This window comes from Amphibiibacter pelophylacis (genome assembly GCF_037688875.1).
In the GTDB taxonomy this organism is placed as follows: Bacteria; Pseudomonadota; Gammaproteobacteria; order Burkholderiales; family Burkholderiaceae_C; genus Amphibiibacter; species Amphibiibacter pelophylacis.
In genome coordinates this window covers 69,393-84,616 of sequence record NZ_JAWDIE010000017.1, presented here as the reverse complement: position 1 = coordinate 84,616, position 15,224 = coordinate 69,393, and the positions used below count along the sequence as shown (strand labels likewise).

Annotated in this window: 13 protein-coding genes; 6 read left to right on the top strand and 7 right to left on the bottom strand. The window is 66.9% G+C overall.

Going from position 1 to position 15,224, the window contains the following annotated elements; all coding sequences use genetic code 11:
• The coding region (pncB, locus tag RV045_RS11165) for a nicotinate phosphoribosyltransferase (RefSeq protein ID WP_423235865.1) at positions 1 to 1,163 on the bottom strand (1,163 nt) is incomplete at its 3' end.
• Between the two features lie 11 nt (positions 1,164 to 1,174).
• On the bottom strand, positions 1,175 to 2,023 hold the full coding sequence (locus RV045_RS11160; protein WP_423235864.1) for a cysteine hydrolase family protein: 849 nt from the start codon (positions 2,021 to 2,023) through the stop codon (positions 1,175 to 1,177).
• Between the two features lie 295 nt (positions 2,024 to 2,318).
• On the opposite strand from RV045_RS11160, the gene RV045_RS11155 reads away from it, so the two are divergent.
• Complete coding sequence (locus RV045_RS11155) at positions 2,319 to 2,873, top strand: cytochrome b/b6 domain-containing protein (RefSeq protein ID WP_423235863.1); 555 nt, start codon at positions 2,319 to 2,321, stop codon at positions 2,871 to 2,873.
• A gap of 79 nt (positions 2,874 to 2,952) precedes the next feature.
• On the opposite strand, the gene erpA is transcribed toward RV045_RS11155, so the two are convergent.
• Complete coding sequence (gene erpA, locus RV045_RS11150) at positions 2,953 to 3,354, bottom strand: iron-sulfur cluster insertion protein ErpA (RefSeq protein WP_423235871.1); 402 nt, start codon at positions 3,352 to 3,354, stop codon at positions 2,953 to 2,955.
• Positions 3,355 to 3,424: 70 nt separating this feature from the next.
• On the bottom strand, positions 3,425 to 4,570 hold the full coding sequence (locus RV045_RS11145) for a fatty acid desaturase (RefSeq protein WP_423235862.1): 1,146 nt from the start codon (positions 4,568 to 4,570) through the stop codon (positions 3,425 to 3,427).
• A gap of 199 nt (positions 4,571 to 4,769) precedes the next feature.
• On the opposite strand from RV045_RS11145, the gene RV045_RS11140 reads away from it, so the two are divergent.
• Together RV045_RS11140 and kdsA are read left to right on the top strand one after the other, a co-directional pair.
• Positions 4,770 to 6,431, top strand: a complete 1,662-nt coding sequence (locus RV045_RS11140) for a CTP synthase (RefSeq protein WP_423235861.1) — start codon at positions 4,770 to 4,772, stop codon at positions 6,429 to 6,431.
• Complete coding sequence (kdsA, locus tag RV045_RS11135; protein ID WP_423235860.1) at positions 6,428 to 7,285, top strand: 3-deoxy-8-phosphooctulonate synthase; 858 nt, start codon at positions 6,428 to 6,430, stop codon at positions 7,283 to 7,285. The genes RV045_RS11140 and kdsA overlap by 4 nt, the downstream gene beginning before the upstream one ends.
• 19 nt (positions 7,286 to 7,304) lie before the next feature.
• On the opposite strand, the gene RV045_RS11130 is transcribed toward kdsA, so the two are convergent.
• A complete protein-coding gene (locus RV045_RS11130; RefSeq protein ID WP_423235859.1) occupies positions 7,305 to 8,933 on the bottom strand; it encodes an alpha/beta fold hydrolase in 1,629 nt (542 codons plus the stop codon).
• Between the two features lie 171 nt (positions 8,934 to 9,104).
• On the opposite strand from RV045_RS11130, the gene RV045_RS11125 reads away from it, so the two are divergent.
• The 3 genes from RV045_RS11125 to RV045_RS11115 all read left to right on the top strand — a co-directional run bounded on the left by RV045_RS11125 (position 9,105) and on the right by RV045_RS11115 (position 13,475).
• Entirely contained in the window at positions 9,105 to 9,596 is a 492-nt protein-coding gene (locus RV045_RS11125) for an Hpt domain-containing protein (protein WP_423235858.1), read from the top strand.
• The gene (locus RV045_RS11120) at positions 9,538 to 11,889 is read left to right on the top strand and encodes a two-component system response regulator (protein WP_423235857.1); all 2,352 of its coding nucleotides are present in this window, start codon (positions 9,538 to 9,540) and stop codon (positions 11,887 to 11,889) included. Before RV045_RS11125 ends, RV045_RS11120 begins: the two co-directional genes overlap by 59 nt.
• A gap of 206 nt (positions 11,890 to 12,095) precedes the next feature.
• Positions 12,096 to 13,475, top strand: coding sequence for a DHA2 family efflux MFS transporter permease subunit (locus tag RV045_RS11115; protein ID WP_423235870.1), 1,380 nt, complete (start codon positions 12,096 to 12,098; stop codon positions 13,473 to 13,475).
• A 51-nt stretch (positions 13,476 to 13,526) separates the two neighbouring features.
• Here the strand turns inward: RV045_RS11115 and RV045_RS11110 are convergent, their stop codons facing one another.
• Both RV045_RS11110 and RV045_RS11105 read right to left on the bottom strand, forming a co-directional pair.
• A complete protein-coding gene (locus RV045_RS11110) occupies positions 13,527 to 14,087 on the bottom strand; it encodes a phasin family protein (RefSeq protein ID WP_423235856.1) in 561 nt (186 codons plus the stop codon).
• 191 nt (positions 14,088 to 14,278) lie between these two features.
• Positions 14,279 to 15,124: a MurR/RpiR family transcriptional regulator gene (locus tag RV045_RS11105; RefSeq protein ID WP_423235855.1), complete on the bottom strand. Its 846-nt coding sequence runs from the start codon at positions 15,122 to 15,124 to the stop codon at positions 14,279 to 14,281.
• Positions 15,125 to 15,224: the final 100 nt, after the last annotated feature.

Sequence of the window (15,224 nt, the reverse complement as noted above, 5' to 3'; positions counted from 1 at the left end):
AGGTAGGACAGGAAGGTGGGGTTGTCGCACAGCACCTTGCCGGGCTCGTCGGAAATCTTGGCCACGGCCTGGCCGTTGCAGCGCACCAGCTTCATGACGATGGACAGCGGCTGCAGGCCCATGTCGTTGGTCAGGTGGGTGCCCACGCCAAAGCCCAGCTGGGTGTGGTCGGCGTAGCGCTCGTAGAGGGCGAAAACGCGGTCAAAGTTGAGCCCGTCCGAGAAAACCAGGCGCTTGGTGTGCGGATCGATGCGCATCTGCGCGTAGTGCGCCAGCGCCTTGTCGGCCCACACAAAAGGGTCGCCCGAATCGTGACGCAGGCCATCGAACAGCTTGGCGAAATACAGGTCGAAATCGCCCAGGAAGGCATCCATGCCGACCACGTCGGTCAGCGCGATCCCGAGGTCGCCGCGATATTCCTGAACCCAGTCCTCCAGCGCGGTGCGCTGGAAATCGCGCAGGCGCACGCCGTTGGCCTGGTAGGCCTGCAGGTACTCGTGGCCCATGGTGCCCATGGGCGTCAGGCCGACGCGCTGTGCCAGCCAGGGGTTGGACGTGCCCTTGAAGCAGCCCGGCAGCTCGGCCTGCAGCGTGCGCACGACCTCTTCGTGCCAGGCGCGGCTGTAGCGGCGGCGCAGGCCGAAATCAAAAAATTCAAAGGGATGGCGGCGGCGCGGCAGGCGCGCAAACTGCTGCACGCGCGCGATCTTGGTGGCCAGGCGGCGGCGGCCTTCGGCCAGGACGTCCGGCGTGTGCAGGCGGCGGAAATACAGCTCGTTGACCGTGGCCAGCACGAAGACCTCGAAGGCCATGACGTGGACCTGCGGGCCGCTGGCTTCGATGCGAAGCTGGTCGTCCTCGGTCCAGACGCGGATGAACTCGCGCTGGAACTGAAAAATGCGCAGGAAATCGACGAAATCGGGCTTGATGAAGCGCAGCTGCTGCAGGAAATCCAGCTCGGACTTGCGAAAGCGCAGGCTGCACAGGTGATCGAGCTCGGCGTTGATGTCGCCGGCCAGCTCGGCCAGCGGGAAAGCCGGTGTGTTGCGGCATACGAAGCGGTAATCGGCCCGGGTCTGTGGGTGGCGGTGCAAGAGCGCCTGCCACATCGTGAACTTGTAGAGATCGGTTTCCAGCAGGCTGTCGAATACGGGCTCGTGCATGACTCGGGACTTCAGGGGGTGAGGCTGGGCTCCCGCTGCATGAGGGCCGTCTGGCTGGTGGCCAGCTGGATCCGGTGGTCGCGGGCGAAATCGAAAAACGCCTGCTGCAGGGAAGCGCACCCCGCGACGGGGCTCATGCAGTCAGTGAGCAGGATGATACGCTCACCGGGCAGGCCCAGACGGATCAGGTCCTCGACCGTGGCGCGCACGCAGTGGCTGCTGGCCTGGCCCGCCACCAGCAGCCGCTCGCTGGCTGACAGCCGCGCCAGCAGCGCGGTGTTGGTCTGGGTGCTGGCGTCGTCCGGGTCAGCAACTTCGGCGGCCAGCGCGCTGTAATGCTCGGTCCAGGGGTTCATGCCCTTGAGCACGCGCAGCGGCTCGCTGTGCCGCACCGCCGACCACTGCAGGCAGGCGCGCATCACGTCGCTGTGCACGTTGTGACCCCAGGTGCCCAGCACGCAGTGCTCGGGCCAGGCGACCAGGGTGTAGCGCCCGCGCTCGCGCAGCGCGCGGGTGTAATCCAGCGCGCGCGACAGGGCGCTGGCCTGGCGCGGGCGGTAGGTGCCGGATTCGATGTCGTCCACCGTGATGGCCGTGAACGGCGCCACCGTCTGGCCCTCGGCGTTGATCCAGAAGGTGTTGTGCGCGATGTCGATGGACTGGTGGCTGTCCAGGGTGATGGTGATGGCGTCGATGTCGGCCGTGTTGCGGCGGATGAAATCGGCCACACGCAGCATGTCCTGGTGCGCGCCTGGCACGGGCAGCGCCGGACGGAACAGCCGCCCCGGACGCATGGCCAGGGGCAGATCGCAGAAATCGTTTTGGGGGTCAACGAGCAGCAGGTGTGTCAGGGCAGTCATGATGTCAGACCAAAAACAGGGGCTTTGGGGACGCGTGCTAAAGCCGTCAGCACTCACAACACTCTAGCTCAGCCAGCCAGAATTCCAAGGGGGCAGACCCGGCTGGGGACGCCGTACAACAGTATCGTCTGTCACAACTGACAAAATGGCCCGCAATCGGGGGGGCCTCCGGGGGCTGCCCGCAGGTGTGCGCCCGTGTGTGCCCCCGGGCTGGAGGCCCTGCGGCGTGCGGGCTAGAATCGCGGCCTCGACCGCAAGAAAGTGGTCAAACCTGTTTGTCGTTCAGGAGATTCCCATGAAACGCATCACCGTCTGGGACCCGCTGGTCCGCATCACGCACTGGTGCGTGGCGGCGCTGGTTCTGTCCAACCTGTTCAACCCCTGGATCAACGAGGGCTCTCAGTGGCACCGCTGGTCGGGTTACGCGGCCTGTACGCTGGTGGCGATCCGGCTGATCTGGGGCTTTGTCGGGACGCGCCACGCGCGCTTCTCGGACTGGTTTCCCTGGCCCAGCAAAGTGCTGGCTTACGTGCGCGCCACGCTGCGCGGTCAGCATCCGGAGTTCATCGGGCACAACCCGCTGGGCTCGGTGATGATGCTGGCGCTGTGGGCCATGATCCTGACCATGGGGGTCAGCGGTTACATGATGGGCCTGGACGAGTGGTACGGCGTCGAGTGGCTGGAAAACGTCCACGAATACACGGCGTGGCTGATCCAGATCAGCGTCGTGCTGCACGTGCTGGCGGCCATCGTGGGCAGCAAACAGGTCGGTTACAACCTGATCGCGTCCATGATCCACGGCAAGAAGCCGCTGCCGGCCGCCAACGACGAGGCGATGAACAAACCGTAGATCCCGTGCCGGAATAACAAAAACCCCAGTCCGTGGACTGGGGTTTTTTATCGCCCGAAAACGCCGGGCAGAACTGGGCTCAGGCCCCGAAGCTGGAGCCGCAGCCGCAGGTGGTGGTGGCGTTGGGGTTCTTGATGACGAACTGCGAGCCGTGCAGGTCCTCTTTGTAGTCAATCTCGGCGCCGACCAGATACTGCAGGCTCATGGCGTCGATCAGCAGGCTGACGCTGTCGCGGGTCAGCGTGGTGTCGTCTTCGTTGATGTCTTCATCGAAGGTGAAACCGTACTGGAAGCCCGAGCAGCCGCCCCCCTGAACGAAAACGCGCAGTTTGAGATCGGGATTGCCCTCTTCGGCGATCAGGTCTTTCACCTTGGCGACGGCCGCATCGGTGAACACCAGCGGATCGGGCGGGGGAGCGAAAGCGGGAACTTCGTGGGCAAGGGTGGCAGTGGTCACGGCGGACTCCTGGAAAGACTTCAGACAGGCCAACATTTTATGCGCTCGGCCCCGACCCCGCTGGCGGTATGGGCAGGGCCGGGCGCTGCGGGGCTCAGGCCGCCGTCGGAATCGGGTGCAGGCGGCGCGGGAAGGCGGTGACGCGGCCCTTGAAATCCAGCCAGGCCTGGCGCTCGAAACAGTACAGCTTGCATTTGCGCGCCGTGTCGAAGTACCAGCGCCACGAGAACTGCTGGATGACGATGCGCTCGGGCAGCATGTGTTCCAGCTTGTCCTGCGCTTTTTTCAGGTGGTAGAGCGGGATGCTCATGTCCACATGGTGCGCGGTGTGCTCCATGATGTGGTGCATCAGGGCGCCCAGGCGCAGCGGCATCAGCAGGTGCACGGTGGTCGAGACAAAAGGCTGGGCCTTGCTCCAGGCCAGCTTGTCGTTGTGCCAGGAGATTTTTTCGTGCGTGTGGTGCACGTAAACCACAAAGCCGATCATGCTGCACCAGAAGAAGAACGGCACAGCAAAGCCGAAGAACCACAGCGTCAGCAGCGACTGCCCGGTGGCGAAGGCGGCGATGGCCAGCGCCAGCAGCCAGACCGCCCCGGCGCCCAGCGTGAGCTGGCTGTCGCGCGTGAAAATGGCGCGGCGCGTGGGCATGTGCTTTTCGCTGGGGAAGAATTCGCGCTTCCACCAGATTTCGATCATGTAGTAGAGACCCGGCGCCCAGCCGCTGCGGTACAGGCGCTGCAGGACACGATCCACGGGCGAGAGCGCCTCGTATTCGGCCGGGGTCAGCGGTTCCCACACGAAATCGGTGCCCTTGAGGCAGGTATAGCCGTGGTGGACGACGTTGTGGCCCACATCCCACAGGCTGTAAGGCGTCAGCGAGGGCAGGAAGGCGATGCGGCCCAGCACCTTGTTCAGGTCGCGGTGCTCGGTCAGGCTCTGGTGACAGGCGTCGTGGCCGATGATGAACAGGCGCCCGATCACGAAGCCGGCCATCAGACCAAACAGCAGCTTGAGCCAGAGGCTGGACACCGCCACCACCGCGCTGATCAGGCCCAGGAACAGGGCGTAATCGACCACCAGCAGACCCAGCGCCAGCAGCGTGTTGCGCTGCGCCATGGGTTTGAGCCAGGAACGGATCACCTTGCGGTGCGGCATGGGGTTCTGCGGCGCAATCGGCTCATCGGCGGCCGCCGCCAGGACGGCGGAATCCGTCACGGAAGAGGTGGCAGTATCGGACATGGTCGGTCAGCTTTCTCGTAAAGAAACCAGAGTCTGCGCGCGATGGGCCGCGCACGAGCGATTCAACAATGTAGCAAAGCGGCCTGGAATCGCAAAAACCTGGGACTTTCCCGCATTTATTGCCTGGGCTTGGCCGTTGCGGTAGGCCCACGACGGGCACCCGCCTGCCGCCTATAATGGGTGCTTTCGCTGCTCACTCATGACCAAGTTTGTCTTCGTCACCGGCGGTGTCGTCTCCTCGCTGGGCAAGGGAGTTGCCTCGGCGTCGCTGGCGGCCATCCTCGAATCGCGTGGCCTGCGCGTCACCCTGATCAAGCTCGACCCCTACATCAACGTCGATCCGGGCACCATGTCGCCCTTCCAGCACGGCGAGGTCTTCGTGACCGACGACGGCGCGGAAACCGATCTCGATCTCGGCCACTACGAGCGCTTCATCACCACCCGCATGAAGCGGGCCAACAACTTCACCACCGGCCGCATCTACCAGTCGGTGCTGGAAAAAGAGCGCCGGGGCGATTACCTGGGCAAGACCGTGCAGGTGATTCCGCACGTCACGGGCGAGATCCAGGAGTACATCCGCCGGGGTGCGGGCGTGGGCACGCCGGATGCGGTCGATGTCGCCATCTGCGAGATCGGCGGCACGGTCGGCGACATCGAATCGCTGCCCTTTCTGGAGGCCGTGCGCCAGCTCAGCCTGCGCCTGGGGCCCAACAACGCGGCCTTCGTGCACCTGACCTACCTGCCCTGGATCGGCACAGCGGGCGAACTCAAAACCAAGCCCACCCAGCACACGGTGCAGAAGCTGCGCGAGATCGGCATCCAGCCCGACGCGCTGCTGTGCCGCGCCGACCGCGAGGTGCCGGCCGAAGAGCGCGAGAAAATCTCCCTCTTCACCAACGTGGCATCCTGGGGCGTGATTTCCATGCCGGACGTGGACACGATCTACAAGGTGCCGCGCGTGCTGCACGAGCAGGGCCTGGACGGCCTGATCTGCGACCGCCTGCGCATCAACGCGCGTCCGGCCAGCCTCAAGCGCTGGGACGATCTCGTCCACGCCGTGCAGCATCCGCAGGGCGAAGTGCGCATCGCCATGGTCGGCAAGTATGTCGAGCTGTCGGACAGCTACAAATCGGTCAACGAGGCGCTGAGCCACGCCGGGCTGAAAAACCAGCGCAAGGTGCGCATCACGCACATTGATTCCGAAACGCTGGATGCCAGCAATATCGGCCAGCTGTCGGCTTTTGACGGCATCCTGGTGCCCGGCGGCTTTGGCAAGCGCGGCGTTGATGGCAAGATCCTGACCGCGCGCTATGCCCGCGAAAACGGCATCCCCTACCTGGGCATTTGCCTGGGGATGCAGGTGGCGACGATCGAGTATGCGCGCCACAAGGCGGGCCTGACGGGCGCCAATTCCACCGAGTTCGACCCGGACACCGCCCACCCCGTCATCGCCCTGATCGACGAGTGGCAGGACGCCGACGGCAGCATCCAGACGCGCAGCGCGCAATCGGATCTGGGCGGCACCATGCGCCTGGGCGCGCAAAGCTCGGACGTGCGTCCCGGCACGCTGGCGCACGCCATTTACGGCGACGTCGTCACCGAGCGCCACCGCCACCGCTACGAGGCCAACGAGCACTACCTGGCGCGCCTGGAAGAGGCGGGGCTGGTGATTTCGGCCATCACCCAGCGCGAAAAGCTCACCGAAATGGTCGAGCTACCCACCGCCGTCCACCCCTGGTATGTGGGCGTGCAGTTCCACCCCGAATTCAAATCCACGCCCTGGGACGCGCACCCGCTCTTCCTGGGCTTTATCGCGGCCGCGCTGCAGCGCCAGGCCCGTCAGAACAAGGACAAGGCATGAAACTCTGCGGCTTTGATGTGGGCCTGGATCAGCCCTTTTTCCTGATCGCGGGCACCTGCTCGATCGAGGGGCTGGAGATGTCCCTGGAAGTGGCCGGACGCCTCAAAGAGGCCTGCACCGCTTTAGGCATCCCGCTAATTTACAAAGGCTCTTTCGACAAGGCCAACCGATCGTCGGGCAGCAGCCAGCGCGGCATGGGCCTGGACGCGGGCCTGAAGGTGCTGGACGAGGTCCGCCGCCAGCTCGGCCTGCCGGTGCTGACCGACGTGCACGACACCGAACAGGTCGCGGAGGTGGCCAGTGTGGTCGATGTGCTGCAGACCCCGGCTTTCCTGTGCCGCCAGACCGATTTCATCCGTGCCGTGGCGCAAAGCGGCAAGCCGGTCAACATCAAAAAGGGCCAGTTTCTGGCGCCCTGGGACATGAAGAACGTCATCGACAAGGCCCGTGCCGCTGCGCGCGAGGCCGGGCTGTCGGAGGATCGTTTCCTGGCCTGCGAACGCGGCGTGAGCTTTGGCTACAACAACCTGGTCGCCGACATGACCAGCTTGGCCGAGATGCGCAACAGCGGCGCGCCGGTGGTGTTTGATGTGACCCATTCGGTGCAGAAACCCGGTGGCCAGGGCCTGACCAGCGGCGGTGCCCGCGAGATGGTGCCGGTGCTGGCCCGTGCGGGCGTGGGCGCGGGCGTGTCAGGGCTTTTCATGGAAACCCACCCCGACCCGGCGAAAGCCTGGAGCGACGGCCCCAACGCCGTCCCCCTCAAGCACATGCATGCGCTCCTGGAGCAGCTGGTCGCGCTGGACCGCGTGGTCAAGGCCAGCCCACTGCTGGAAAACGACTTTTCGGCCTGATTTCTGCCCGGCGGAGCGATCAGACCGGCTGATCCAGCGCCTGGCTGACGGCGGCCAGCGATGCGCCCTGCAGGGCGCTGACCTGGGTTTGGCCCTGGGCTACGCGCTCCTGCGTCTGGCCTGACAGCGCCCAGGCCCAGCGCAGCAGTCCGGGCTGACCGGCCGGCATCAGCCAGTGGCTGGTGATGCCGTGGGCCGACAGCACATCCATTTCATGCGCCAGCGGCAGCGGGCCCAGCGTGCTCTGGGCGCGCAGTCGCTGCAGCCAGGGCTGGGCTGCCGGGGGCAGAAGCGGCCGCTGGCGCAGTTCAGCCGCGGTGCTGCGCCGGATGATCTGCTGCGCCTGCGCCAGCAGAGTCTCCCAGCGCGTGCGCGGTGCAGCCGCCGCCGGGGCGGGCGCTGGCGCCGGGAATGTCTCAGCAGCGCTCGCGCCGAACACCGGCCAGTGCGCCAGCAGATCGGGCGGCAGGTTCAGATCCTGCGTCAGGCTGTGCAGTACGTCGTCGGGGGGCAGATCAATGCCGGACAGCAGGCTGTCAAGATCCGGCCGCAGCAGCACCAGACGCAGCGGCAGCGGCGCGACGGCCGGGTCTATGGCCAGGTCCTGCCACAGCGCGCTGGCCAGCGCACCGCAAGCCACGACGATGGGGGATGAGCCCGCAGACTGACTCGCGGCATGAGCGGATTCCGCGGTGCCCAGCCAGGCGCTGCGGGCCTGGCGCAGCAGATCGGCCAGTGCGCCGGGCTGGTCTGCGCTGCCCTGCGGGAGGGGCACGCGCAGCACGCGGCGACCTTCCTGCTGCCACTGTCGCGCCCACGCCACGCCCTCCGCGCCGGCTTCGTCCAGTTCGCCCGCCAGCAACAGCACCGGGCCAGCGGGCGTGCCGTGCGAGTTCTGGGTGGAGGGCAGGCTTTCACCCAGTACGGCCAGCAGCCTGTCCTGACCCACCTGCAGCGGCTGCCACTGTTCGCGCAGGGCGTCCGGGCTGCCAGGCGGTGTCCACTGGGCATAGTCCACCGGGCGCGGCATGGGCCAGGCGCCGCTGTCGCTCAGGGCGTGGTGCAGGCCGTCCAGCCAGGCGATCCAGGCGTCGGCGCTGGCCTCCAGCCAGACGCTGTCCAGCTGCGGCTGGCGCGTGGGGCTTTCGGGGGAGGGGAGCGCCCAGGGCGGGTCCTCAAAGCCGGTGTCCGGGAAATCGGTCGGCGGCCCCTGCGCGGGCAGCCCGTGGATCCAGCCGCAGACCAGCAGGTGGCGTCGTACCACGCGGCGCACGGCGCGGGCGCGTCCCGGCGGCGCGATCAGCACGATGCCGCTGCAGGCGCTGCATTCGGCCAGGGTGTTGATGGCCAGTTCCAGCGCGTTGCACAGCGGGGCGTCCGGGTCGGCTTCGTCGGTCAGTGCGCCCGGGGCGATGCTGTTACCGCAGCCGGGCGCATCCAGGCGCAGGCTGGCGTAGCCGTGATCGACGAGGTGGTGGCTGAGGCGTTCGGTCAGGGCGTCCAGCGGCGGCCAGGTCACGGCGGGGGAGTTGGTGCCGGGCGCCCAGACCACGGCCACGCGGCGGCGGGCCTCGGGGGCCAGCAGCAGCTGTCCGGCCAGCGGGGCGTCGGGCTGGCCAAAGAAAACAGGGTGGGCGTGGTCAGCCATGGGGCGTACGGGGCTTGCAGGGCGTCGGTCTTGGTGCGGGCCATTCTAGCCTGCCCCCAGCGGGGCGGATTGGGGGGCTGCAGGGGCCCTGTTCGGGGGAATCTGTGCATTTTTCACGGTCACAATACGCTTCGCCCTGCTGTGAGCCCTCTTCCCGATCCATGCTGTCTTATGCCCCTGTCCCGCATCGATGATGTCCTGACCCGCCGTCTGCCCGCGGCCTGCCAGCGGGTGTTCGACGTGGCGCGTCTGCGCGAAGTGGCCCGTCTGGATCCGCAGCCCGGCGGCAGCGAATTCCTGCCCCTGGTGCTGGACACCTTCGGCAGCAGTCTGACGCAGCACCAGGGGCATGTTCAGGCCGCCCAGCGCGATCGCAACGGCCAGCAGCTCTGCCAGATCGTGCACACCCTGAAAACCAGCGCGCTGGGGGTGGGCGCCCTGCGCTTGGGCGATTGCGCGGCGCGGCTGGACGCCAGCCTGAAGGCGCTGTCGTGCAGCGCCGCCAGTGTGGTGCAACTGCAGGCGCTGGTGGTAGAGTTGCTGCAGGAGGTGGATTTTGCCCTGAAGGCCGTGTCCGCCCTCGTACACGAATTGAAGGGTCAGGATGAGCTTGGACACGGGACCGTCTCCCGACCTGGCGGCCTCAGGCGCCGGGCCGGGTGAGCTGCTGGCTGCGGGCGAGCGGCTGCTGCTCGTCGATGACGACCCCACCACGCTGCTGCTGACGCAGGCCACGCTGTCTCACATGGGGTTTTCGGTGCACTGCTGCACCACCGGCCAGTCGGCGCTGAACTGGCTGCGCGAGCATCCGGTCGATCTGGTGATTCTGGACGGCGTCATGCCCGGGCTGGACGGCTTTGCCACCTGCGGCGCGCTGCGCGGCATGCCGGGGCTGGAGCGCATCCCGGTGCTGATGCTGACGGCGCTGGACGATGCCCGTTCCGTCCACCGCGCCTGGGCCGCCGGCGCCACCGATTTCTTCCCCAAACACCCCAATACCGAGCTGCTTAAATGCCGTCTGCTGCAGATGCTGCACGCCGATCGCCTGCGCCGCGAGCTGGAGCGCAGCCACGCGCGCCTGGCTCGGTCGCAGGATCTGGCGCGCATGGGCAGTTTCGACTGGACGCCGGAGGGCCGGTTTGACCTTTCGCCCGCCGCGCAGGCGCTGCTGGTGCTGCCTGACGCGCATCCGGGTCTGCGCAGCCTGCTGCGCCGCGTCACGGTACAAAGCCGCCATGATCTGATGCGCTATGTGCGCGGCCTGGTGGCCCAGCGCGGTGTGATCGCGCTGGACGCCCAGCTGATGCTGGACAACGGCCGCGAAGTCATCATGCACATCGAGGCCGAGCCCCAGCCTGACGGTCGCCTCGAAGCGGGCGGCTACACCGGCATCGTCCAGGACGTGACCGACCGGCGTGCCGCTGAAGACCGCATCCGCCAGCTCTCCAACTTTGATGCGCTCACCGGCCTGCCCAACCGCCGCCAGCTGCTGTGGCGCACGCAGCGCAGCCTGGATTACGCGCGCAGCCAGGGCAGCCTGGTAGGACTGCTGCTGGTCAATCTGGACCGCTTTCGGGTCATCAACGACACGCTGGGGCATATGGCCGGCGACGAGCTGCTGCTGGAAGTCAGCCGCCGACTGCGCGGCTGCGTGCGCCACATCGGCGACATGCAGGACGGATCGCTCGATTTCGTGCCCGGCCTGAGCAGCGAACAGACCTACTGGGGCCTGGAGGCCGTGGGCCGCATGGGCGGCGACGAGTTCGCCATCCTGCTGCCCGACGTGGGCTCGGAGCAGGGCGCAGCGGTGGTTGCGGCGCGCGTGGTCGAGGCCATGCGCGAGCCGGTGCTCATTGATCAGCAGGAGTATTTCGTGTCGGCCAGCGTGGGCATTGCGCTGTTTCCGCGCGACGGCGCCACGGCCGCCGAGCTCTTCCACAACGCCGACCAGGCCATGGGCGCGGCCAAAGACCGGGGCCGCACCTCGCAGATGTACGCGCCGCACGTGCGCACGCGCGGCCAGGAGCGCCTGAAAATGGAGGCCGCGCTGCACAAAGCCATCGAGCGCGGCGAGATGCTGCTGCACTACCAGCCCAAGATCGACACCTTCACCGGCCACATGTCGGGCAGCGAAGCGCTGCTGCGCTGGAACTTCCGCAACCGCCTGGTGCTGCCCACCGAATTCATCCCGCTGGCTGAAGAGTCCGGCCTGATCGAGCCGATCAGCGAATGGGTGCTGGCCGAAGCCGCCCGTCAGGCGCGGCTGTGGCGCGATGAGGCGGGCTACGACGATTCCATCGCCGTCAACCTGCCCTCGCGCATGTTCGAGCGCGAGGATCTGCTGGGCACCGTGCGCGGCCTGATCGAGCGCCAGTCGCTGGGCCTGCACAACCTGCAGCTGGAGATCACCGAAACCAGCGTGATGAAGAATCTGGCGCAGGTCTACCAGCTCAGCAACGCGGGCGTCGGGCTGTCGATCGACGATTTCGGCACGGGCTATTCCTCGCTGGCCTACATGACGCGGCTGCCGGTCAGCCTGATCAAGATCGACCGGTCTTTCGTGCGCGATCTGGGCCTGACCGCGCAGAGCCAGGCGGTGGTCAACACGGTGATCGCGCTGGGCCACGCGCTGAATCTGCGTGTGCTGGCCGAGGGCGTGGAGACGCTGGAGCAGATGCGCATCCTGCGCCGTCTGGGCTGCTACTGGATGCAGGGCTTTCTGTTTGCGCCGCCGATGTCGGCGTCCGATTTCCTGCTGTGGCGCAGCCAGGTGCTGCTGGCTGAGACCGCGCTGTGGCAGGCCGAGCTGCGCCGCGAGGCGGGACCTCCGCCCATGCCGCCGCGTGCGGAAACGATGCCGCAGGTGCCGCCCGCGCCTGTGCTGCGTCTGGGTGCCGACACGGCGGGCGGCGAGCGGCGCAGCGGCGACCGGCGCAGCGACGGCCGTCCCCGCTGACTTCCGGGTTAAACCGCCCTGCCTAGAATGGCGCACCGACGCGCGGCCGCCAGTGGCCCAAAGCGCGCGGTCATCTTATGGATATCCCCCACCTGCCGCCGGAACCTTCCCGGGCGGCTTCTTCTGTTTCTGCTGCGGACGCGGCGCCGGACCGTCCGGATGCCCCCGATGCGCCTGCAGCCTCCGTGCCGCCGGTCAGCCAGCGCCTGGTTCCCCTGATCGTTGGCTGCACGCTCTTCATGCAGATGCTGGATTCGACGGTGGTCGTGACCGCGCTGCCCATGATGGCGCAGTCGCTGCACACGACCACGGTGCACCTCAGCGTGGCCATCACCGCTTACCTGCTGGCGCTGGCGGTGTGCGTGCCCATCAGCGGCTGGATGGCCGACCGCCTGGGCGCGCGGCGGGTGTTTTTCTGGGCGATTGCGCTGTTTACGCTCAGTTCGGTGGCCTGCTCCATGGCGTCCACGGTGCCGCAGCTGGTGCTCGCACGCCTGGTGCAGGGCGCAGCCGGAGCCATGATGGTGCCGGTGGGGCGGCTGATTTTGCTGCGCAGCGTGCCCAAGAGCGATCTGCTGCGCGCCATGTCGGCGCTGGCGGTGCCCGCACTGCTGGGGCCGGTGATCGGTCCGCCGCTGGGCGGGCTGATTGTCACCACGCTGTCCTGGCCCTGGATTTTTCTGATCAATGTGCCCGTGGGCGTACTGGGTCTGGTCCTGGTGCAGCGCTACGTGCCCGACCTGCGTGAGCAGGACGTGCCACCCCTGGACTTCAAAGGCTTCGTGCTCAGCAGCATCGCGCTGGCGACGCTGGTCGGCGGCTTTGAAGTCATCGGTCGCGACGTTTTAAGCCTGCCGCAGATCGTTGGCCTGGCGGCGGTGGGCGCGCTCAGCGGCCTGCTGTACGTGCGCCACGCCGCACGTCACCCGCATCCGCTGATCGATCTGCAACTGCTGCGCGTGCCCACCTTTGCCGTGTCGGTGCTGGGCGGCAACCTGTGCCGCATGGCGGTGGGATCGGTGCCTTTTCTGCTGGCGGTGATGCTGCAGGAAATCTTCGGCTTCAGCGCCCTGCAGGCGGGTCTGGTGACCTTTGCCTCGGCCGCCGGTGCGCTGGTCATGAAAATGGCGGCGCCGCCCATCCTGCGCCGCTGGGGCTACCCGCGCGTGTTGCGCCTCAACGCGGTGCTGACGGGCGGGGCCATCATGGCCTGCGCGCTGTTTTCGGCACAGACCCCGGCCTGGATCATGCTGGTCGTGCTCCTGGCCGGCGGATTTTTCCGGTCGCTGCAGTTCACGGCGGTCAACACGCTGACCTATGCTGACATCGCCCCGCGCGACATGAGCCGCGCCAGCACTTTTGCAGCGATGGCGCAGCAGCTGGGGATTTCGCTGGGCGTGGGCGTGGCGGCGGCGACGCTCAACCTCAGCCTGCTGGTGCGCGGCGCCGAAACGCCGGGCCGTCCGGACGTGATCGCCGGTCTGCTGGTGGTGGGCGCGATGTGTCTGGCGTCCGTGCTGTCTTTTCGCGCGCTGGCTGGCGATGCGGGGGCCAGCGTGGGCGGGAAGGGTTCTTCCCCGGAATGAAAAAAGGGGAGCGCTTTCGCGCTCCCCTTCTCACACGTGACCGCTGAAGAATCAGGCGGCGGTGGTGCGGCGGGCGGCCTTGGTGGCCTGCTCGGTGGCCTTGACGGCGCTGCTGGTGACGGCCTGGATGTTGGCTTCGGCGACGTCAGCGGCTTGCTTGGCGGCCTTGCTCACGGTGTCGTAAGCGTTGTTGGCAGCGGCGACCGACGACTTGACCATGGCGACCAGGCTTTCGGTGCCAGCGGGAGCGTTCTTGACGGCGGCGTCCACAGCGGCGTTCAGCTTGGATTGGGCTTCGGCGATGGTGGCTTCGGCGGTCTTGCCAGCTTCGTTGGCGGCACCGGCGGTGATGTCATACACCTGGCGGCCGTAGCTGGCCGCCTTTTCAACCTGGGGCTGCAGCAGGCCGGATTGCACGCTGACCAGCTCCTGCACGTCCTTGACGCTCATCAGCGACTGGGCGTTCTTGGTGGCTTGGTCCAGCACTTCGCGGGTGGTCTTCAGGTTCAGTTCGACCAGCTTTTCCACGCCGGAGAAGGTCTTCTGGGCCAGGCCGAAGAAGGCTTCAACGTTGTTTTTCTGGGCGGCGATCATTTGTTCGGGAGTAAACATAGCGGTTTCCTTTGAATGGGTGAGGAGAGGCAGAGGTGTTGCCTGTCAGCCCGTCATCTCTGTTGGCCGACGTTTGCTGCACTGCAACAAAACGGACTGTAACGGCTTTGCGGCGGCTGCGCAAGCTTTTTTTGTGCACTGCAGCAAAATTGTCACAAAATGGGTTTTTGGGCCCTCAGCCTTTCAGCCTTTCAGCCGGTCTGCTGGCGCACGGATTCGATCTGCTGGATGCGCTCCTGCAGGGCGTCCCAGTGGCTCTGGCCCAGCGCGGCGACCAGGGCATCGACCAGCAGCAGCAGCCCGGCGATGCTGTCCCAGCCCGATTCGCCCGTGGTGTGGCCGACCAGAATGCGCCAGGCGTGGGGGCTGACGGGCGAGCGCCACGGGTCGGTCAGCAGCACGACGCGGGCGCGGCGATCGGCACTCTGTTGCGCCAGCGGCAGCAGCGCCTCGTTGTAGCGTCGGATGTCAAAAACCACCACCACATCGCCCCGGCGCAGGCTGGCGATGTCGGCGGCCCAGTCGTGCGCGGCCGGCGACAGCAGCTGCACCTGCGGCCGAAGCTGGCGCAGCAGCTGGGCCATATAGGTGGCCAGCGCGTGGGTCAGCCGCCCGCCCACCAGCAGGATCTGGCGGCGCGGGTCGGCCAGCGCCTGCGCCACATCGGCGAAATCCTGCGGCGGCGTCAGCCGCGCGGTGTCCTGCAGGCAGCGCGCCAGGCGGTCTGCGTAGCCCTGCAGGAAAGGCTGGTCCTGCGCAGGGCTGGTGGCGCTGCGGTGGCGCTCCAGCGGTGACTGCAGGCGCTCCTGCAGCTCGCGGCGCAGGGCGTCCTGAAAGAGCGGAAAGCTGTCAAAACCCAGCTTCTGCACCAGGCGCAACACCGAGGGCGAACTCACGCCCGCCTGCTGCGCCCACTGCGCCAGGGTTTCCAGCCCGGCGCTGGGATAGCGCTCCAGCAGCACGCGCGCCAGCTTGCGCTCGACGGGCGACAGCTCGCCCAGGCGCAGCTGCACGGTGTCGGCAATGGAAGGAATCATGGCGGGCAGTCTGCGGTGTTACTTCTGTTAAATACGTCTTGTTTGTGACAATAATTTACTGTAAATTAAACTCACAACACAAGAACCCCAAGGAAACCGT